This is a genomic window from Kocuria sp. SM24M-10 (genome assembly GCF_001027955.1).
Classification (GTDB): Bacteria; Actinomycetota; Actinomycetes; order Actinomycetales; family Micrococcaceae; genus Kocuria; species Kocuria oceani.
In genome coordinates this window covers 9,490-30,615 of record NZ_LDNX01000079.1, presented here as the reverse complement: position 1 = coordinate 30,615, position 21,126 = coordinate 9,490, and the positions used below count along the sequence as shown (strand labels likewise).

The following is a 21,126-nucleotide window of genomic DNA, read 5'->3' as shown; positions in this document are numbered from 1 at the left end:
CAGCCCTCACAGGAGGCCCTCATACAGACCGCCTGACGGAATCTGTCTCACCCGCCTTGACACTTTCCGGCCCGGGGGGAAGTTCACCTCCGGCTACGGGAGCCGCAATGTGCCGGGGGTGCCCGCGTGGGCGCAGAACCACATGGGGGTGGACTTCGTCACCCCAGGTGCTGGCTCCGGTGCCGGTGGGCCGGTGATCGCCCCGACTGATCTGCGGATCACCGGGTTCAACGCTGCGGACGGGTGCGTGATCGCCAAGGAGGACGGCGATGACCCAGATTTCGGATTCGCCTTCTGTCACCTGAACTCCTGGGGTGTGAAGAAGGGCCAGCAGCTCACCCGCGGTGACGTGATCGGGGTGGAGGGCAACCGGGGACAGTTCGGTATGGCCACGCACCTGCACTTCGAGATCTATCGGCCTGGCGCCCCCGACGTTGTTTTCCCCTATCAGGGCTTCAACATCGACCCCGAGCCGATCCTGCGAGAGAAAGGAGCGTGGCCCCAATGAGCCGCCGCCCCTACCTGATCACTGCCCTGGCCCTGTGCGCCCTACCCCTGGCGGCGTGCTCGACCAGCCCGGCCCAGGAAACCTCCGCCTCCTCCAACGCGGCGGACCCTGCCAGTTCGGCCACGCCCAGCAGCCTCTCGACCCCAGAGGTGCCCGGGGACGGGACGTTCCCGCGCATTCAGGACGTGGATCGCACCGATGTGGACTCCACCGCCCGGGCGGCGGCGATCCTGCTGCACTCCTGGGACACCGTTGTGGACCGCACCGAGACGGCGGCCGCGATCCGCGCCAAGCCGCTCATGTCCGATGAGTGGGCGGCCCACCAGGCGGAGCCCGAACGCAACTCCTCCCAGGGGGCGTGGCTGGACCCCGCCGAGCACCGGGCCTACAGCCGGGCCCAGGCGGTGCCGGCGATCGGTGACGTTTCCCGTGACGTGGCCAAGGACAAGGCGATCCGTGCGTACAAGGTGACCTGGCGGTGGGCCAGCCGCGACGGGGAACCGGCCGAGGGCACCGGCACCCGGCACGTGACGATCTACCTCGAGAAGCACTCCGGGGCCTGGGAGGTCGTGGGCCACCAGTCCCACGACCTGGACGCCGGGGAGGCACAGTCATGAGTCCTGCCGTGCACTCGTGGCCGGTGATCACTCTGACCTTCGGGACGGAGCAGATCGTGGCCGATGCCAACGGGGAGGTGCTGACCTACCCGGTGCTCGATGCCGCCACCGCGCACGAGGTCGCCGCTGACGCGGCCGCCGAGGCGTGCCGGCGGTTGGGGCTGAAGGCCTGCCGGGTGCAGGGCCGCACCGAGGACGGGTCCGTGTTCGAGATGGTCGTGGACGCCGAGCTGGGCACCCTGGAGGAGTACGAGCCCCCGAGTGGTCCCGGGCCGGCCACCAGTAGTAGTGGACGGCAGGGCGGGAGTAGCGCCAGCACGCGCAAGGCGGGTGCCCGGTCTGGGAACCAGCGTCGTCGTGCTCTGGCGATCTGGGGCAGCGTCGGGATCCTGGCCCTGACGGCCGGTACCTCGGTGGCGATGAACCTGACCGAGGGTGACGGGGAGCCGGTGGCGGTGGTGCACACCCCGCCACCGGCGCAGCTGCCGGTGCCGGCCCCGGCCGGGTGGGACACCTACGGTGCGTGGGCCACACCCATGTCCGGGTCCCAGGTCAAGGCAGTCCTGGACTGGGAGGGTCGGCCGGTCAGTGTGGACGGAGCCAAGCTCATCGGCCACGCCCCGAACAAGGGTGTGGAGCAGTGGAGCCGTACCGCACCGTTCATCGTGACGCAGATGGCGCTGTTCACCGCGGACGGGCAAAGCCGGCTGGCGGCCGCCACGGCCAAGGAGCTGGTGCTGTTCACTCCCGACTCCGCCGATCCGATCCGGGTCGAGGTGCCCCAGGAGGCCACCGTGATCCTGGACGGGGGCACCGTGCCCCGGCTGGATCTGCCCACCAAGAAGTCCCTGCTGGTGAGAGCGGACGGGTCCACCGTCTCCCGGGTGGTTCCGGCGGCCGCCAAGCCCCTGGAAGCCCAGGGGGCGGATCTGATCGCTGCCGATACCAAGGCGGGGAAGGTGTGGCGGGTCGGCACCGACTCCGCCGCCCTGCCTAAGCCGGCGACCCTGCCGGCCCCGGCTAAGGGCGCGGAGCTGACCGCCGTCCTCGGCAGCGTGGAGGGCCGGGTGGTCGCCGCGTGGAAGGACGACAAGCAGACGATCGTCGGCTTCTACGACGTCGATGAGGCCACCGATGCGACTGCGGTGAAGCAGGTCGCGGTGCGCGAACTCGACGGGAACCAGATCACCACCTCCACCGTCCAGGCCGATCGAGTCCACGGGCTGCTGCTGGCCTCGACGGCGCTGATCGATGTGGAAGCCACCACCGTCCACCGCCTCGATGGCCAAGCCACGCTGGCCGCCGGCTACGCCTGGGTCACCGATGACGGGGAGCAAGCCCAGGTCACCCGCAACGGGCAGATCGAGGCGACCACCAGAGCTGGCCAGGCGGCGGTGCCCGACGTCATCACCGACAACGGGATGGCGCTGACCCGGGTGGCCGGGTCCACCGATGGCTCCCTCTACGCCCTGGTCGAGACCGGCCCCACCCCCACAGCCAGCACGTCACCGACTGCGAGCCCTACCCCCACTGCCAAGGAGACCCCCTGATGAGAATGACCGCCATGATCGACTCCACCGGTGCTGTGGAGCTGGACACCGCCGGGCAGATCACCCGTGAGAACCACTCCACCGTGGCCGATGCGCGCCGGGCCGTGATGGACACGGCCAAGACCCTGGCGGAGCAGACCAGCCAGGACATGCAGCTGCACATCGAGGACCCTGCCGGGTCCCGCACCTTCCTGGTCGGTGCCGATGGCACCTCTAGGCAGGAAAGTGTGTCCCCGGCACCGGCCACCGTCGAGCCCCCGGCCCCGGTCGAGCCCGCTAGGTCCGAGTCGGTTCCTGCCGTGGAATCGGTGGAATCGGTGGTGTCGGCTCCGGTGGAGCCGGTGTCTGCTGCCGAGCTTGAGCCGGTAGAGCCAGCGTCGGGAGAGACCGTCCCGGTGGCTGCTGCGGCGGAGGAGGAACAGGCCCCCGCTGCACCGGCTACGGCGGCTGCTCCCGCGCCTAATCCGTTCCTCGGTGGCCGCCCGTCCACGGCCCGCCCTGCGGAGCCCGCTGCGGCAGAGCCCGCTGCGGCTGGCAGCCGGCGGGAGTCGCTGCCGTCCTTCGTGGACCGCCCCGAGGCGGACGCCCCGGCCCAGCGCGGGTGGCGCGGGGCGCTGAACCAGTTGGGCCTGAGCCTGGCGCCCTCGGCCGCGGAGCTGAGCCAGCGCCAGGACGAGGCCGCGGTGTCGGCCCACTGGGCAGGCCCGCGCACGATCGCGGTCCTCAATCCCAAGGGCGGGGCCGGCAAGACCCCTACGGTGATCTGCCTGGCGGCCGTGTTCGCCCGCCTGTCCGGGGGCGGGGTGCTGGCCTGGGACAACAACAACTCCCTGGGCTCGCTGGGCTGGCGCACCTTCGACGCCGGGCACGCCTCCACCGTGGTCGATCTGCTCGGGTGCACCGAGCACTTCATGACCTCCGATGCCCGGGTGGGGGACCTGTCGGAATACGTCCACCACCAGCCGGCCGACCGGTACGACGTGCTGCGCTCCGATGACCGCTCCGGGGACCAGGAGCGGCACATGGTCACCGGAGACGAGGTGGACCGGCTGCACGCGGTGGCCGCGAAGTACTACCGGGCGATCGTGATGGACTCGGGCAACACCGAACGCGGGGCGAACTGGCAGGCGATGATCGGCCACGCCGATCAGGTGGTGATCCCGGTGAAGTCCGTCGATGACGCCGCCGAGGGCGCCTCCCGGGTGCTGGCCGCCCTGCACGCCGGGGACACCCACGCCCAGGAGCTCGCCCGGAATGCGGTGGTGGTGGTGCTGTGCTGCGAGCCCGGCCACCAAAAGACCAAGGCCAAGGAACTCGCGGAGGAGTTCGCACCCTACGCCCGTGCGGTGGCCACGATTCCCTATGACCGGGCGCTGGTGGAGGGTCGGGTGCGGTTCTCCGCGATGACCCCGGCCACCCGCCGGGCCTGGCTCCGAGCCGGGGCAGCGGTGCGGGAGGGACTGTGATCGTGGACAGTCCCCGCAACCCCTTCGTGGCAGCGCCGGAAGTCATCGAGGAAGAGGACCCGATGGAGGAGGACCCGATCCTCGGGTCCCGCGACTCCATCCGCGGCCCGCAGAACCTCCAGCAGACCTTGGCCGAGGAACCAGTACCCGCCGAGGAGCCGGCCGCCCTGGTGGAGGTCACCCCGGCCACGCTGTGGCTCGTCGGGGCCTCCGGCGGGGTAGGGACGTCCACCCTGGCTGGGCTGTGCTCCGACTCCATCGTGGACGCGGCCGTGCAGGAACCGGAATGGGCCGGACGTGCGCTGCTGGTCTGCTCCACCAGCGCAACCTCCCTGGAGTCGGCCGCCCAGCTGGCCCGGAAGTCCGCCACGGGGCAGCTGCCCTACGAGCTGGTCGGTCTGGTCATCGTCCACGACCGGCCCAAAAACCGGATCACCAAACCCACCTTGACCTTCGCCCGGAGTGTGGCGCGCATGTTCCCGGTGGCCATGACCGTCCCTCATGAGCCGACCTGGCGCGAGGTCGGCGTCACCCCCGCCCCTTCCAGCACCCGGCTGAAAACCGTGCTGCGGAAGATCCACAAAATCGCCCAGACCGGGCACTGAGAAAGGAAACCCCCCGATGTTCATCAACACCCTCAACGCCCTGAAGATCCCGGCCATCAACGCCACCCCCACCCAGCCCCCAGGCATGGAAAACGTGACCATGATCCTCGGCTGGATCCTCTGGGCCGCCGGGCTGGTGCTGTTCGTCTACTTCATCTTCGGACTCGTCACGGCCGGGCGGAACCGCCGCCGTGGCGATGAGGTCGAGGCCCCGGTGTGGCCGCTGGTCGCGGCCGCCCTGCTCGGGGCGGCCGGGGCGATCTGGAACATGATCACCGGCGGCTGAGCCGGCCCCCGCTCCTCAACCGGCACCGCAACGACAGGGAGACCCCCCGATGGACACGAACAACAACAACGACACGAACAAGGGCCGTCCCCGCTGGTTCGGCCCGGCCCTGATCGCCCTGGTCCTGCTGCTGGTCGCGGTAGCCGGCTGGACCATCCGCAACCTCACGACCCCCGATGAGGCCCAGGCCCCCACCTCGCCCGCTGCCCCTGCTACCTCGGCTGCCTCCACCCAAGGGGCAGCCGAGACGGCTGCCCCCGCCTCTGGGGAGGACTTCGCCTGGGACTGCCAAGCACAGCTGAACCAGGACGCGGTGTCGGTGGCCGATGAGGCCCCCGAGGTCCTGGACTGGGTGGCCGCCGGCTACAGCGTGGTGCCTTCCTCCCCGGAGTTCGGCGGCTGTGAGCGACGGGACTCGGGGCTGCGAGTCGGCTACGCCCATTCGGAGGCCGGGTCGCTGATGGCTGCTGCGACCTATGCCATGTCCCTGGACCCCTCGGTGAGTGAGGCCGCGGCCAAGGACCTGGAGGTGGCGATCGCGGAAGGCACGAATCGGGACCGCCTGGAGGAAAAGGCCCAGCGCATCCGCGACGGTCTGGAGGAGGGCGACGACGGGTTGGCCGCTTCTACTACGACGCTGATCGGATACTCCCAGGACTTCTACTCCGATGAGGCCGCCTCCTACCAGCTGATCTACAACCTGCCCTCGGGCAATGGCCTCTCGCAGAAGATCGCCGGGCAGATTGACCTGGTGTGGGAGGACGGGGACTGGAAGCTGGACCCGGCCTCGGGCACCTCGATGATGACCGGGGACCGGCACCAGGGCCAGCCCTACGTGGAGTGGGGCCCGAAGTGATCACGGATTGGGTTTCCGACCTTGCCGGCGGTATCGCCGGGGACACGGTGGAGAAGCTGATCCTGTTCATGGCCGGGTGGCTGGTGGAGATTTTTTCCACGATGCTCGATTTCGTGGGCACCTGGTGGCTGAACATCGGCGCCGTGGAAATGGGCGCCGGCTCCGCCACCGAACGGGTGCAGAGGGCCACGACCACCTTCGTCGGCGTCGCCGGCATCATCGGCACCGCCTTTGCGGTGCTGCGCATTGCTCGGGACCACAACCGGGAGTCGGCCGAGAACCTGGTGATGGGGCTGATCCGCACCGTGGTGGTCTCCGGCCTGGCGGTATCGACGGTCGCGCTATCGCTGGCGGTCACCGATGAGGTCGCCCCGTGGCTGGTGGACACCATCGCTGGCAACGCGGCCCGGGACGGGCTGGGACAGTCGATGAACCTGGATGCCGTGGGCGGGTCCGCGATGGCACTGACCACGGCGGGAATCCTGATCGTGCTCGCCCCCTTCGCCATCCTCGGGTCGATCCTCAACGCGGCCCTGGTGATCTTCTCCTACGGGGTGGCCGGGGCCCTGTGCGGGCTGCTGCCAATCTTCGCTGCGGCCTCGACCACGGAGCGGGGACGCAAGGCATTCGACAAAGCGGTGGGCTGGCTGATCGCGGTGATCCTATTCAAGCCGGTCGCGGCCGTGCTCTACGGCTTCGGTCTGGCACTGATGAACGGGATCAGCGGCACCGGCAATGATGAGGTATCCAACCAGGTCATTACCTTGATCACTGGCACCGTGGTCATCTTCACGGCCTGCCTGTCGATGCCCGCCCTAGCTCGGGTCATGGTCCCGGCAGTCAGCGCCGGCCCCCGCGGCATGGGCGCTGGTGGGCTGGCGATGGTCGGCGGTGCACTGGCTATCGGCGCGGTCACCGCTGGAATCGGCACGCTGGCCGCCGGGGCTGCCGCCGGAGCCGCTGGCGCTGGTGCCGGTGGAGCTGGTGCTGCCGGAGCTGGTGCTGCCGGAGCTGGTGCTGGAGCTGGCGGTGTCTCGGGTGGTGGTGCCGGTGCATCCGGGGCCAGCGCAACGGGTGCTGGTGCCGGTGCTGGGGGCGGTGCCTCCAGCACGACCGGAGCCCCGGGATCGGCTGGTGCTGGCGCGCCTGGCGGTGGTCCTGCCCCGGCCGGTGGTCCTGCCCCGGCCGGTGGTCCTGCCGGTGCCGAGAACGTGGAGAGCACCACGGCCGGTGCAGCTCCTACCTCCGCACCGGGGACCACGACCGGTGGGACCTCGGGCGCGGAGAGCGTACAGAGCCCCAGCACCGGTGCTACCCCCAGCAGTGCCGCCGGCACCGGCACGGGCGGGGCCTCGGGCGCGGAGAACGTCCAAAGCCCCAGCACGGGTGCCGCCCCCAGCAGTGCCGTCGGCACCGGCACCGGCGGGGCCTCGGGTGCGGAGCAGGTGCACAGCTCGAGCCCGTCCCCGGCAGCGGCCGGTGGGGCCGCCGAGGCGGCGGGTCCGGCCGGTGCGGAGCCGGTGGCTCCGACCAATGGTGCCGCACCGGGCGGGGAAGGGTCCTCGGCCACAGGCGCAAAGAATCCGTTGATCAACGGCCAACGACTGGAATTCGGGCTGCGGGAAGCCGTCCGGGACGCTGAACAATCCATCGAAAGTGGTGAGGATCTGTGAGTAGCAACCAGGTGATCGTGCGGCAGTACGGCAACATCGCTGAGGACAAGACGGCCGGGCTGTTGGGGTTCTCGATGGCCTCCACCGTGGTCCTCGGCGTCGGATCGGTGCTCGTGTTCCTGTTCATCATGGCCTCCCAGATTTGGGTGGCCGCCGGCATCGCGGTGGCCGCGTTCATCGTGGCCACCGTGCTCGGGTCCAAGGACCGCAACGGCCGGTCCAAGCCGGAGCGCTGGATCGCCCGGGCCATGTTCTCCCGGGCGGAGAAGAAGAACCGGACCACGTACAAGGCCGGGCCGACCTCGCAGCTCCCGGATGGGTCGTTCCGGGCCCCCGGCGTGCTGGCGGCGACCGAGCCGGTGACCTTCACGGACCTGTTCGGCCACCAGGGCGTGATGCTGTGGCACCCGAAGTTGAAGACCGGAACCGTGTTCGTCATCGCCAACTCCTCCGGGCTGGGGTTGCTGGACCAGGACCGGGTGGACCGGATGGTGGGCACCTGGGCCGCCTTCCAGCGTGACGCCGGCTCCAACACGGAGCTGGTGCAGGTCTCGGCCACCACCCAGTCCACCACTGATCCGGGGGAGCGGCTGCCCGATGCGGTGGCCGTGGGCCGGGCCCAGGCAGGGTCCCAGTCGGTGCCGGCCTTCGCCCGCGCCACGATGGACGAGGTGGTGGCCAACCTCAACCAGGACGTGCCCAAGCTGGAGCAGTGGATCGCCCTCACGTTCAGCGCCCGGGCCAACGCAGGTGAGGGCGTGCCCGAGCGCACCGCCGAGGAGCTGGCCACGGACGTCTCCTCGCTGCTCAGTGGGTTCTTGGAGCAGCTGGAGCAGGCCGGGGCGGGCTCGGTGTCCCTGATGCAGGAGCACGACCTGATCGACCAGACCTATGTCGCCTACAACCCCTTGGCGGCCGCGGCCGTGGAGAAGGCCCGGCTGTCGGAGGCCGGCACCGGTTTGCGGTGGGAGGAGGTCGGGCCCTCGGCCGCCCGGGTGGTGGGTTCCCCGGGGCGGTATGAGCACGGCGGGGTGGTCTCGAAGTCCTGGCAGATGTGGCGGCCCCCGGCCGGCACCTTCCGGGAGAACGCGCTGGTAGCCCTGCTGGCCCCGAACGCCGAGATGTTGCAGAAGCGCGTCACGGTGTTCTACCGGCCCCAGTCCCCGGACAAGTCCGCCACCCAGGTGCAGCAGTCGCTGACCAACGCGCAGTTCGCGGCGAACCAGAAAAACCGCCGCCCCACCAGCTCCCAGATCATCGCCCTGGAAAAGGCCCGCAAGGCCGAACGCGAGCAGGCCGAGGGTGCCTCACTGGTGCGGTTCTCGATCGTGGTGACCGCCACCGTGGAGCGGCCCGAGCAGTTACCCCGGGTGGCGGCCACGCTGCGGCGCAACGCCTCCCAGGGGGTGCAGCTGGGCCTACGGGAGTGCGACTACAACGACGATGCCGCGTTCGCGTTCAACCTCGGCCTGGGTGTGGTGCCCGATGCCGTGGCCACGATTCCGGCTGATGTACGAAAGGCGCTGTGATGTCTGTCTTCGACCAGCTCACCGATGCGGTCCTCAACAAGTTCTTCGGCCGCTCCACCGCCGCCGGCACTGGGGCGTTCCGGGAGCTCACGGAGAAGGGCGTAGACGTCGCCCACGGGGGGATGACCTCTTGGGTGGAGGCGCCCCCAGAGTTCACCGCCACCTCCAACCAGACCGCCGGGCTGTGGCCCTTCGCCGTGGGCACCTCCTCACCCCTGGTGGGGGCGGTGTTGGGGCGCAACCAGCTCAACGGCTCGGTGGTCTGCGGGGACCCGATCAACCTGTTTTTGCGCGGCATCATTTCTTCCCCCTCCTGCTTCATCCTCGGTCTCCAGGCGAGGGGGAAATCCTCGGTGGCGGTGCGCATGGCCCTGGCCCTGGTGGATCAGGGGTTCCTGTTCGTGGGCGCCAGTGACGTCAAACCGGACCTGGCCGGGCTCACCGTGGAAGTCGGCGGTCAGGTAATCCGAGTGGCCCCGGGTGTGGGGTCGATCAATCCGCTGGATGCTGGGCCGCTGTGGCGCCGACTGGGTGAGCTGCCCGAGGCGTTGCAGCGGCAGATGCGCGCGGAGATCCACAGCCGCCGCCTCAACGCGCTGACCGGGTTGCTGGAGCTGGTGTTCAAGGCCCCGTTGGATGCCCGGCAGCAGGAGCCCACGGTGCTGTCGATGGCGATCACGGAGGCCGCCGAGCACGCCGAGGCCCAGGGCCGGCAACCGATCATCGCTGACGTGGTGGACGTGATCACGGCCGCGCGGCCTGCGATCATGGCCGCGATCCTGGTCGATGACGAGGCGGCCTATCGGGGGCAGGTGCGCAACCTGCTCGCCGGCCTCAATGCCCTGGGCGCGCACGGTCCGTTCGGGGACGTGTTCTGCCGGCAGACCAGTGAGGAAATGCAGATCGACCAGTCGGTGGACTTCGACCTCTCCGCCATCGATGAGACGTTGTTGGACCTGCGGGCGGCCGTGCAGATCGTGTGCTGGTCCTACGCCCAGGCCGGCATCTCGGCGGCCAAAACCTTGGCCGAGGCGGGGCTGATGGAGGAGCGCCACCACCTGATGATCATGGACGAACTCTGGCAAGCCCTGCGCGCCTCGGAGCTGCTGGTGCACCAGATCGACGGCATCACCCGCCTGAACCGCACCAAGGGACTCGGCCAGCTGTTGATCACCCACTCCATGAAAGACCTCCAGCTCTCGACCGAGGAGCTGACCAAGATCGCCACCGGGTTCATGGAGCGGTCCTCCATGAAGGTGCTCGGTGGGTTGGCGCAGAACGAGATGGGGATGCTGGAGACCGTGTTCCCCCTCTCGGAGCAGGAGAAGGCGCTGCTGGTCGCCTGGTCGGCCGAGGGATCGGTCAACCCCAAGACCGGGCGCACCTCCCCGCCCCCGGGCCGGGGCCGGTTCATGTTGAAGACCGGGGAGGCCCCCGGTGTGCCCTTCCAGACGAACCTCACCGCCGGGGAACTGCGGGTGCACGACACCAACGCCGCCTGGGCGGCCGCACAGGCACGGGTGAACGCATGAGCACCAACGACCAGAACAAGAGCTTCATCGGCGTGCTGATCCTGTTCACCGCCGTGATGGGCGCGGTAGGTCTGATCCACCTGGGGAACGTGCTGACCCCGGTGGCCGGGGACCTGCCGTGGAACCCGTTCACCTTGGGCATTCAGCTGGCCACTGGGGCGGTGGACTGGCCGACCGCCGCGACCTTCCTCGTGGGCTTGGAGGTCGTGGTCGGTGTGGCCGCGCTGATGATCTGGGGCACCCGCACCCCGTCCAAGACCCAGGAAGCCGCACGGCGGATGAGTCCTCCGGGCCGGATCAACCCGGCGATGGGCCCCGCCCGCACCACGGAGGCCCACCGGCTGCACCCGGAGGCCGAGAACATCGGCCCCGGGCTGACGATCGGGCTGGTGGGTAAGAATCCGATCTATCAGGGCTGGCGGGAGTGCTCGGCGCACGTGTGGGGCACCGGCCGGGGCAAGACCACTTCCCAGGTCATCCGGCACGCCGTCGAGGCGCCCGGCGCGTTCGTGATGACGTCGAACAAGGTCGATGGCGTGGCCGAGGTCCTGGCCGCCCGCACCACCACGGGCAGCACCGTGTGGCTGTTCGACCCCCAGCGCATCTGGCGCGACAGCTCTCGCCCGGCGATGATCTTCAACCTGCTGGCCACCGTCACCGATACGGTGTCCGCCGGGGAGGTGGCCTCGATCTTTGAGACGGCTTCCGCCTCTGGTTCGGCCGGTGGCAAGGGTGATCCGCAGTTCGACTCCCAGGGCCGCGACTACCTCTCCTGGTGCCTGCTGGCGGCGGCCAAGAGCGATAAGACGCTCTCCGACGTGCTGACCTGGGTCTCCTCGGCCGAGTTCCTGGAACCGGCTCGGGCTCTCAAACAGGCCGGCCACGCCGGCCCTGCGGCGGCTTTGCAGGGCATGGGGGCTCAGCCCGATGACACCCGCGGGTCGGTGGCTGCCAGTGCCCAGCGCATGTCCTCAGCCCTGGTGCACGACGAGCTGGTGGCCTGGACCACCCCGACCCCGGGGGTGCCGGTGTTCGACCCGCACCGGTTCGTCACCAGCCGGGACACCCTGATTCTGCTGACCCAGGACGCTGCCGGCTCCGGGGCCGCCTTCGTCTCGACCCTGGTCTACGCGGTGGTCACCGCCGCCCAGCAGGCGGCCCGCCGGGCTGGGGGCCGACTGCCGGTGCCGCTGGTGGCAGAGCTGGATGAGGTCGGCAACGTGGTCAAGCTCAAGCAGCTGCCCGAGTGGTACTCCTACTTCGGGTCCATGGGCATCGTCGTCTCGGCCTACTTCCAGACCAAGGGCCAGGGCGTGGACATGCTCCAGCGCACCGGGTGGGACACCCTGTGGTCGGCCGCGGCGGTGAAGGTCTACGGCGGTGGCTCCGATGACGCGGAGTTCCTGGAGTCGCTGCGCAAGCTCATCGGCACCTACGACGCGAAAGTGCGCAGCACCTCGACCTCCCGGGGTGTGGCGTCCCGGTCGGTGCAAACCGTCCAGCGCGACATTATGCCCGTCTCCAAGCTGGCCGAGTTGCCGGCCGGGCACGCCTGGGTGAAGACCTCCACCGGCGGGGGCACCATCGTGCGCACCGTGCGGTGGTTTGAGGACAAGGAACTGACAGCCCGGATCACCCCGGTGCTGGAGCGGATCACGGAAGGACACCGATCATGAGCGACCAGGAAGCAGAAGCGAAAAGCACTGAGGAAGCGCTGAGCGTCGAGGACTTCATTGGATGGGTCGAGGACACGATGGCCGACGTGGAGTCCGTAGACCGCTCCGCCAACATGCACTGGTGCGCCCAGTGGTGGGCCCACCCCGAGGCCATCAAACGGCTCAAAGCACTCTACGTGGAGTGGCTTGAGCGTCAGGCTGAAGGCGGCATGTCGTCCTGGTGGATCGACCATTTCGACCGCCACGCCTCGGTGTTGTTTGCCAAGAACGGTCCCTTCGGGGAGTGCGGGGTCTCCCACGTCGAAAAGGGAATGCGTCGTACGTTGGAATGCCAGCAACCACCCACCGGCTGGACGTGGTGAACATATAAACGAGATGCGGAGCGCCTTCCCTTCCTAGGAGCTGTCCCGTGGATACGATGGGGGGATAGCATCAAAGAGTTTTACCAGCATCCTAAGCTCGGATTCAGCGTGAGTGAGTTCTGCTTTAGCGCCATGTCCGCAGACATCAACGCGCTCTCTGCGTTTCATCTCGCCCTGATCGACTTGTCCCAGCTCGTAGGAGTTGGCCGATCCAGGGCCCGGTCAGCATCCTGGTTGATGACGACGCGGCGCGACGACCGTATCCATAAGATATCCGGCAGCCATTTCCTTTACGGTGTAGTTGTCACATTTTTCTAGTGAAGATCATGCTCGATGAGGAAGCGGCGACCGACGTCGTGCTTTTCACCGAAGAAGAGGTTGAGTAGTGGCAACGGTAGACACTCAAATTCATAACATTAGTGCAAACATCTCGGGCAACATCGATGCCCTCAGCCATGATCGTGGCCTTCTCGCGCAGAACCTGCTGTCACAACTTCGAAACCTCGTCGAGGCTGTCGCGGTTCGCCTGCACCTCAAAGACGGCAATGCTGAGTTCCACTACGATGCCACCAAGCCGGCCATCGACTGGATCGGATCAGCGAACAAGCAGACCAACTTCGTCCATCGCTTCCACAAACTGCTCCAGATGAGCACCTCACACTACACATTAGAGGAAGACGCCTCGGAACGTCTGATGCTGAAGTACTACGAGTACCTGCTCCGCACTCGAACCCTCCTGCGCGAGCAGTGCGGCATTGATATCCTCGACAATCTCGAAAAATTCCCCGTGGACCTTGACCCTTCGCTGCAGATCTATCACAAAAAAATCGCCGAACGCATCGAAGCGGCCCGTAAAGTGCCCGCCGACCATGACAAACGAAACAGATACTACGTTAATAAGGTGAGACCGTTCTTCACAGGCGGGCGAATCTACTACGAGATCACCTTCTCCAGCATCACTGACAAGGTAAACAAGTTCGATCGTATTATAGCTTTCACCGATATCGACATGACTGACAAGTACGCGGCGAACTTGACGCTTCTGTCTGACTCGATTGACGTACTTGACCAGACCATGCCGATTACGATCATCCGAGAGTGGGAGGTCTCAATTCGACCGTGCGAATTTGATAACTTCGCCAAAATTTTCGGGCACTCAACCAAGGTAGGCGGTAGCGCCGAATACCGGAACCTAATGAAGTTTCTGACCGACACCTCATCGAGTCTTCTTGACCTCATGGACATGGCGGACGACCGGTACAACCACATCAAAAGCATCGCGACGCAGCTGGTCCAAAGGCCTCAAGCCTTCCCCGTGTTGGATGCCGCCCGCCGAATCATCCGGGCAAAATCACCGGGCCACAACATGCTCCGCTATCTAATGCTTAAAATGAACAATCGGGTCATTAAACTCCAGCTTACCCCCAACGAGTGCAGCCTGCTTTCCAATCTGCGACTGTCTTTCGGATGTAAACCTTTCGATGATATGCCGTTCTGCACATCGGCTTGTCACCACAACCCGCGCTTCGCAGACCTGGCGGCAAGCTTGGACACCAGCGGACGCACGCATGAGCTGTTGGCTCGCCGAGTGAAGAACAACGTGGACCGACACGGAGTGCTCTACACACCCGTGTCTGAACTCGAAGATTTCGGTTCGGTCGATCAACTTATAGCTCAGTACAACGCCAAACTCTACTACAAGCACACAGGACGAAAGCTTTTACGAGACAAGAACCACGTCTTCATCCGGGAATATGAGGACAGCACCGTTGCCATCATTCAGAAGCTTCAAGAGTACGCCGCATTTGGTGTCGAAGGCTACGAGGAGGCGGTTGAACGGTGGCTCGGCGAAACACAGCTCAAAATCGACGACGACGTGAAAAAGACGGCGCTAAAGTCGCTATTTGCCAAATCCCGCGTCGCCCTGATTTACGGGGCTGCGGGCACAGGAAAGTCCACGATGGTCAACTACATCGCGAACTACTTTGGTGATAAGGAGAAGCTCTTCCTTGCCCACACCAACCCGGCTAAAGACAACCTAGAACGCAAAGTGTCCGCGCAGAACACCGAGTTCCGCACAATTAACAGCCAAATTTGGAGATCTGGTGCCCAGCCAGAGTATGACATCGTTGTCATTGACGAATGCAGCACGGTCAGCAATGCTGATTTGCTGAAGGTGCTACAAAAGACGTCCTTTAAGCTGTTGGTTCTCGTTGGTGACGTCTACCAGATTGAGTCGATCCAGTTTGGCAACTGGTTCAGCCTTATCCCAGCGTTCGTACCGAAGGAGTCGGTGTTTGAGCTTACCGAGCCATATCGAACCGACAACGAAGCGCTCCTCGACTTCTGGTCCAGGGTGCGTCACCTTGATGAGGGGATCGAGGAGTTAATCGCGCAGTACGACTACTCCACTGTTCTTGGCCAATCGCTGTTCCGGGCAGAACGTGACGACGAAATCATTCTCTGCCTGAATTACGACGGGCTCTACGGCATTAACAACGTTAATCGTTTTCTGCAAAGTAGCAATTCCGGAAAGGCGGCAGCCTGGGGTGTCACAATCTACAAAGTCGGCGACCCAGTCCTCTTTAACGACACGGACCGATTCAAACCACTTATTTTCAACAATCTTAAAGGCAAAATCGTTGACATTGTTACCCACCCTGATCACATCCAGTTCGACATCTGGCTTGATCGCAGCGTCACAGCACTTGACGTTGACGGGTTCGACCTTAGATATGTGAGCGAGTCCACCGTCCGCTTCGACGTTTACCAAGCAGCTAGCACGGATGATGACGAAGAGTCGACTAATACCTCTGTGCCATTCCAAGTGGCGTACGCGGTCTCGATTCACAAAGCCCAAGGCCTTGAATACGACTCCGTCAAATTGGTAATCACCGACGCAAACGAGGAAGACATATCGCACAGTATTTTTTACACAGCGATTACGCGGGCGCGTGAACGCATTAAAATTTTTTGGACTCCTGAGACTCAGGGTGCGGTCCTCGGTAGCCTAGAACGCAAAAGGAATGGCAGAGATGTGGCACTGCTGAAAGTAAGACGTGGCATTCATTAGTCGCTGTCGAAGGCATTTAGTGACGCTCCGTGACCCCCGCCAACAAAACATTCTGATTTGCACAGGCAGCCTCCTGTAAGATTGTGATTAGCTTCATGATGAGAAATCCAGAAGGGAATCTTGCACGGTCGTTATAGGTGAGCACCAGGCTCCCGAGGATGAGCACTGTGCAAGTCACTCCGGCGAACACGGACCGCCGGAGCCTGGGCAACGCCACCGTGTGTTCCGCCCTTCACACCATCGCCGAGGACAGACAAGCGGTGGTGCGCAGCCCGATCCATTTGTTCCTCGGCAACGGGTCGGAGTCGGCGACAGACGCCAGTAGATAAACCGTCATTCGGGACCAAGTTCATCATCACGGCCTGCACGACTGCGTCGGTCATCTGCTCATTTCGTCTCTAGGTGCCAACACTGGCGAAGGAATCAGGATTCTTGGTCAGCCATGTCCTCAGGATGGGTCTTGGACCGCTACGAGCCTGGGAGGTTCCATATGACACTCCAGTGCCCCGATGGCGTACCCCGTGAGTTGAGACGTAGCGAGAGTCGAACGCGTCGCAGTCGGCGTCCAGACCGACGGTGAGCTAAAGGCTGCGCCCGCCGTCGCGGCGGATGCTGTCGGCAGCGCGGCGGGTTGCTGCGGCGCTGTCCTCCTGACGGTGGGACTTCTGCTCGATGCGCTGAGCGGCCTTGTACCGCTTGATGGCTTCTGCCTGCTTCCGTTCCACTCCAGAGGTGAATTGGCGGCGGGTGGAGTCATTCTGGGCGTTTTCGGGCACGTCGGATTCCTTCTTTTGTCGCTCCGGTGTGGGGGAGGCCGGCTCGTGGGGGGCAGCTGCATCGGTGGTCGGGGTGGCCTGTTGGGTCTGGGCCCGGTGCTGGGCCACGACGTGAGCGATCAGCTCCTCCCTGGTCAGCACCCGCCGGGTGTCCTCGGCTACCGGAGTCGTGGCGGCTGCGGTGATGGCGGCCTCCCGGGCCTGCGGTGCCGGCAATGGATCGGCGGCCTCGGCGCGGGTGGCGCGCAGCGTCTCCACGGCCTCCTGAGCTGGTGCCGGGGTGGTGCGCACCCGCTCGGCCGCGTGTGCCTCATCAGCGGCCTGGCGGACCTGCTCCGGGGTCTGGGGTACGGCGGTGGTGAGCGCGGAGTGTTTGTGCAGCGCGGTGGCGCGAGCCACCAGCGCGGCCGCCACCGGGTCCTGCTGGTGGGCCTGGGGGATCAACGCGGTCTCGTGGGCGGGGACGTTGTAGCGGTTGCGGTACGCCTCGACTTCGGCAGCGACCTGGTGCCATTCGGCGACCTTGGTCGGCTTGGCCGGCACCGGCCCCAGTGCCGTAGTCCACTCGGGGCGGTTCTCGGCCAGTTCGGCGCCGCGCACCATGACGCGCTCCTCCAGGCGGGTGCGCAGCCGTTCCAGCTGCTCCCGGTACTGGGCCGGCACCTGTCGGTCGGTGATCAGGGGGGTGGGGGCCAGGTCCTCGCTCACCCGCCGCCCGTCCGCCACGGGGGCCGGTGGCGGGGTCTTGGCGGCCACGGCCCGCACCTGCTGCTCGGCGGTGATCGCCTCCCTGATCGACACTCCCGTGTCGGTGCGGGTGCGCTCTCCCCGGGCGATCTGCTCCACCGCCGTCTGCTCCGGGGACAGCCCCGCCCGGCGCTCCTGCTCGGCACCTATCGTGCGGGTCACCCAGTCCAGGTGCAGTGAGGTGGTGGAGTCCCACAGCTCCGGGGGCAGGGCCAGGTTCTCGGCCTCGGCGCTGGCCTTCGCCGCAGCCAGCTGGGTGGAGGGCACAAGCGCGTAGGGGTGGGAGGTCCATCCCGGGTCCTCGACCTGGGGCGGGTGCTGGGCGGCCCCAGCACGCTGGGCCAGCTGCTCCAGGTGCTCGTCGGTGAGGTTGCCCAGGGGCCGGCGGTCGGCGTTATCCAAGACGCGCTGAGCGGCCTCGATCTGCTGCTCCAGCCGCCAGGCCAGCACGGCCGCCGGGTCCTCGGCCCCTCCAAAGCCTCGCTGATGCACTGCCCGGTTCAGGAGTTCGGCCGGGTCCATGCCGGCCTGCTGGGCGGTGTGCAGGTGGGTGGCCACCGCGCCCCACGCCTCGGTCCCGGTGAAGTCCGCGGCCTTGTCCGCGCCCATGACGTCCACGGCCATCGCGCGGGTCTTGGCGGTCCAGGCGGCGTCGGCGGTCTCGCGGTAGACCTCACCCAGTGTGGCGACGTCGCCGTTGCGCATGGCCTCGGCGGCCACCGTCTCGTGGGCGGACAGGTTCCGGTCGTAGGCGCCGGCGATGCTCTCCAGCACCTCATCCCGGCTCTGACCGTCGCTCAGGGCGACATAGAGCTGATTGGTCTCCCGCCCTCGGGTAGCGGCCACATAGGCGGCGGCCCGATCCGTGGCGTCGTCCACGATCGCGTGCGCCGTGTCCACGGTTGCGCCCTGGGCTCGGTGCACCGTTGCCGCGTAACCCAGCTGGCCGTGCTGGGCCAGGTAGTCAGCGCCCAGGGTGATCTTGCCGCCGTGGCCGGTGTGGCGCAGCGTGGCGGTGTCGGCCCCGACCTTCTCCACGGTCCACACGTCGTTGTTCTTCACGAAGTCCTTACCGCCGTTGAGCTGCAAGGTCCGGTCGTTGCGCCGGGTCACCACCACGTCCCCGGTGTGGGCGGTCAGCCCGTCGCGCAGCACCACCGATTTCCCGGTGGCATCGAGGGCCCCGGTGGCGATCCGGGCGGCCTGGGCGCGGGCGTTCAGCTCGGTCACGGTGGCGTTGTCGGTGGCGATCAGCAGGGACCGCTTGCCCGCTTGGGTGTCGGTGATCCAGGCCCGCAGGGCGGTGTCGGTCATGGCCTCGGTGTCCCCGGCGACCACCCGGCGGTTCTCCAGATACCAGGCCCACGGGACGTCGGCCCCGGCCGCCGGCGGCTCCCGCAGCGCCAAAGACGCGGCCGCCTCACCCTCGGTGCGGAAGCGGTGAACGGCCTCCAGACGGGTCGCGCCCACCTCGTGGTCGAGCAGGCGCAGCGCCCCACCGGAGCCGATGGCGCCCAGCTGGCGGTCATCCCCGATGGCACGCACCACCGCCCCGTGCCGGGCCGCCACGGCCACGAGCTCGGCCAGCTTCGGGGTGGTCACCATGCCCACCTCATCAAGGATCACCACGTCCCCGGCGTGCAGCTGAGCGGCCCCGGTGCGCCCGGTGCGGTGGGCGATCAGGAAGGCGTCGATGGTCGTGGCTTGGGCCCCAATGTCCTCGGACATGACGGCAGCGGCAGCAGCCGTGGGGGCCAGGCCCACGACGTTTCCGCCGGTCGCGCGCACCGCATCGGCGGCCAGGGACAGGCTGGTGGTCTTACCCGCACCGGCCGGGCCGATGCCCAAGGAGAGCAGCTTCTCGTCGGTGGCAAAGGCCCGGGCTAGGGCCACCTGCCCCTCACTGAGCGGGCCGGTGTGGGCGGCCAGCACCTCGTCAAAGGTCTGGGCGGAGACAGAGGGGATGACGGTGCGCTGGGCGGCGGCGAGCACCTGGTGCTCGGTCTCCAGGACCTCTCGGGAGGTGTAAAGGTGGGCGTCGGAGCGCACGAACTGGCTGGTGCCATCGGCGCGGGTGAACTCCGCCAGGTGCGGCACATCAGCGGTCGGGGTGACGGACAGGCTGTGCGTGTCGGTGGCCTCGCGCACCACTTCGGCCACCAGCTCATCGGGCACCGTGCGCCCGATCATGGCCTCTTTCAGGTGCCGGCGGGTCTGGGCCTGGACGTGGTTCACGCTCCAGGTCGCCCGCTTCTGGGACAGCTCGTGCACCACCAGACGGGCGTGCTCGGACACGTCGATCTGTGCCGCGTCGGGGCCGGTCGGCATCCCGGTGGCGGCGGCCCGGACGTGAGCCAGCAGGTCGTCTCCGACCGGCATCTGCATCTGCTGCTCGTACACCTGGCCCCACTGCCCGACCAGCTCGGACAGGCGACGGGCGGACTTCTTCGCCGGCCTCGATTCGAGGGTGGCTTGCTGGGCCAGGGCGATCTTCTGCTTGGCGTTGGGGGCGTAGCCGTGGCGGTCGGTGAACTCCGCGTGCAGCCGATCCAGGGTCCCGGCAATGTCGGCCCGGCGGGAGGAGGCGTGGTGGATGGCGTCCAGGTCCACCCCGGCGATCTCATAGATCGGCTCGTTCCCGCCGGCCATGCGCGGCGTAGCCGCGACCCCCAGGGAAGCGGTGACCTTCTCCATCACCTTGGCGTTGTAGGTCTCCGAGGCGGCCACGTTCATCCGGTACAGGGTGCGCCCGTCCAGGGAGGACCACTTGCCGTCCGCGCCCTTGACCTTGTTGGCGATCACCACGTGATCGTGCAGGTGCGGGTCCCCATTCCGGGAGTCGTAGTGGCGGAACTGGGTGGCCACCAGCCCGCCCTCGACGTCGATCTGCCGCACGCCGTTGCGGCCGCGCCGGGTGTACGTACCTTCCTGCTCCAGGAAGCTCAGGGTCTCCGCGATGGCCTCGTTGTGCGCCGTCTCGACCGCTTTGCGGGCCTCGTCGCCGCCCAGGGCCCAGAGCAGGGAGACGGACTTGGCCGGGGAGAACACCAGGTCATAACCGGCCACGGTCTGCTGCTTCGGGGTGGTCTGAGCGGTGATGAACCGGCCCAGCTCCTCTTTGTTCCGCACGTCGCGCCCGTGCGTTTCCCGGAACAGCTGGCCACCGACGCGACCGCGAATGGCTTGGCGTTCCTCGCGGGTCGGGGCCGCCCCGGTGGTGCGTTCGTGCCGGGCGATCTCCTCCTCCAGGCGCCGGGTCAGCTCCGTGTCAGCACTGGCATAGCGGTGGTACTTCTGGCCCAGAGCCACGTCGGCCTCGGTGCCACCGGCGGCCAGAATGCGCTCCGCATCCGGACGGATGCCCTCCCCGAACAGGGCCGCCATCTGCGCCTCGGTGACCTCCCCGGACACCCCCAGCAGGGCCTCGGAGTGGGCCACCCACTGGCCCGGGGGCATGCCCTCGACGGTGTAGTAGTCACCCAGCTCGCGCCCCTCAGCCCGCAGCTCGTCAGCGGAGGCAACCTCGGAGGTGTAGTAGGCATACCCGTCCCCAGCGCTGAGCTTGTGGACGGTCATCACAGAAGCAATCTATCGCGTTTTCATCCTCATTTATCAATGATGCATGAGGTGTGACGGTCTGATAGGGCGTGGAGGGCCGATGCGAGCTTGCGAGTCATCGGGTCGGAGCGACCCAGAAAGTCCGTCACGAACGTGACGCGGTTGTGCCCACGAGACTGTGGGTGTGGGCAGGGGATGCCAAGGGAGGACGAGGAACGAGGACGAACCGCAGAGCATCAGCTGTCCACACCCACAGTCGATTGGGTGCAAGCGAAACCAGGTTGTCCACGTGTGCTGTTCGTGTGGACAACC

14 protein-coding genes are annotated in these 21,126 nt (G+C 66.9%); 13 read left to right on the top strand and 1 reads right to left on the bottom strand.

Features of this window, described 5'->3' with window-relative positions; translation table 11 throughout:
- Positions 1-148: 148 nt before the first annotated feature.
- The 13 genes from ABL57_RS09380 (at position 149) to ABL57_RS09320 (ending at position 15,733) form a co-directional block, all read left to right on the top strand.
- A complete protein-coding gene (locus tag ABL57_RS09380; RefSeq protein WP_238986022.1) occupies positions 149-508 on the top strand; it encodes a M23 family metallopeptidase in 360 nt (119 codons plus the stop codon).
- Positions 505-1,125, top strand: a complete 621-nt coding sequence (locus ABL57_RS09375; RefSeq protein ID WP_047803195.1) for a hypothetical protein — start codon at positions 505-507, stop codon at positions 1,123-1,125. The genes ABL57_RS09380 and ABL57_RS09375 overlap by 4 nt, the downstream gene beginning before the upstream one ends.
- The gene (locus ABL57_RS09370) at positions 1,122-2,675 is read left to right on the top strand and encodes a hypothetical protein (RefSeq protein ID WP_152683344.1); all 1,554 of its coding nucleotides are present in this window, start codon (positions 1,122-1,124) and stop codon (positions 2,673-2,675) included. Before ABL57_RS09375 ends, ABL57_RS09370 begins: the two co-directional genes overlap by 4 nt.
- Positions 2,675-4,141: an AAA family ATPase gene (locus ABL57_RS09365; RefSeq protein ID WP_152683343.1), complete on the top strand. Its 1,467-nt coding sequence runs from the start codon at positions 2,675-2,677 to the stop codon at positions 4,139-4,141. The genes ABL57_RS09370 and ABL57_RS09365 overlap by 1 nt, the downstream gene beginning before the upstream one ends.
- 2 nt (positions 4,142-4,143) lie before the next feature.
- Entirely contained in the window at positions 4,144-4,746 is a 603-nt protein-coding gene (locus ABL57_RS20715) for a DUF6668 family protein (protein WP_152683342.1), read from the top strand.
- Positions 4,747-4,762: 16 nt separating this feature from the next.
- A complete protein-coding gene (locus ABL57_RS09355) occupies positions 4,763-5,032 on the top strand; it encodes a hypothetical protein (RefSeq protein WP_047803193.1) in 270 nt (89 codons plus the stop codon).
- A gap of 49 nt (positions 5,033-5,081) precedes the next feature.
- Entirely contained in the window at positions 5,082-5,888 is an 807-nt protein-coding gene (locus ABL57_RS09350; protein ID WP_047803192.1) for a hypothetical protein, read from the top strand.
- The gene (locus ABL57_RS20710; RefSeq protein ID WP_152683341.1) at positions 5,873-7,561 is read left to right on the top strand and encodes a hypothetical protein; all 1,689 of its coding nucleotides are present in this window, start codon (positions 5,873-5,875) and stop codon (positions 7,559-7,561) included. The genes ABL57_RS09350 and ABL57_RS20710 overlap by 16 nt, the downstream gene beginning before the upstream one ends.
- Positions 7,558-9,090: an SCO6880 family protein gene (locus ABL57_RS09340; RefSeq protein WP_053004862.1), complete on the top strand. Its 1,533-nt coding sequence runs from the start codon at positions 7,558-7,560 to the stop codon at positions 9,088-9,090. The genes ABL57_RS20710 and ABL57_RS09340 overlap by 4 nt, the downstream gene beginning before the upstream one ends.
- The gene (locus ABL57_RS09335) at positions 9,090-10,622 is read left to right on the top strand and encodes a hypothetical protein (protein ID WP_047803189.1); all 1,533 of its coding nucleotides are present in this window, start codon (positions 9,090-9,092) and stop codon (positions 10,620-10,622) included. Before ABL57_RS09340 ends, ABL57_RS09335 begins: the two co-directional genes overlap by 1 nt.
- Positions 10,619-12,298 (top strand): type IV secretory system conjugative DNA transfer family protein, encoded by a 1,680-nt coding sequence (locus tag ABL57_RS09330; protein ID WP_053004861.1) that lies wholly within the window; start codon positions 10,619-10,621, stop codon positions 12,296-12,298. The genes ABL57_RS09335 and ABL57_RS09330 overlap by 4 nt, the downstream gene beginning before the upstream one ends.
- Positions 12,295-12,660: a DUF4913 domain-containing protein gene (locus tag ABL57_RS09325; protein ID WP_053004860.1), complete on the top strand. Its 366-nt coding sequence runs from the start codon at positions 12,295-12,297 to the stop codon at positions 12,658-12,660. Before ABL57_RS09330 ends, ABL57_RS09325 begins: the two co-directional genes overlap by 4 nt.
- 385 nt (positions 12,661-13,045) lie before the next feature.
- Complete coding sequence (locus tag ABL57_RS09320; protein ID WP_047803188.1) at positions 13,046-15,733, top strand: ATP-dependent RecD-like DNA helicase; 2,688 nt, start codon at positions 13,046-13,048, stop codon at positions 15,731-15,733.
- Positions 15,734-16,314: 581 nt separating this feature from the next.
- Here ABL57_RS09320 and mobF read toward each other — a convergent pair.
- The gene (mobF, locus tag ABL57_RS09310) at positions 16,315-20,832 is read right to left on the bottom strand and encodes a MobF family relaxase (RefSeq protein WP_053004859.1); all 4,518 of its coding nucleotides are present in this window, start codon (positions 20,830-20,832) and stop codon (positions 16,315-16,317) included.
- Between the last annotated feature and the right edge of the window lie 294 nt (positions 20,833-21,126).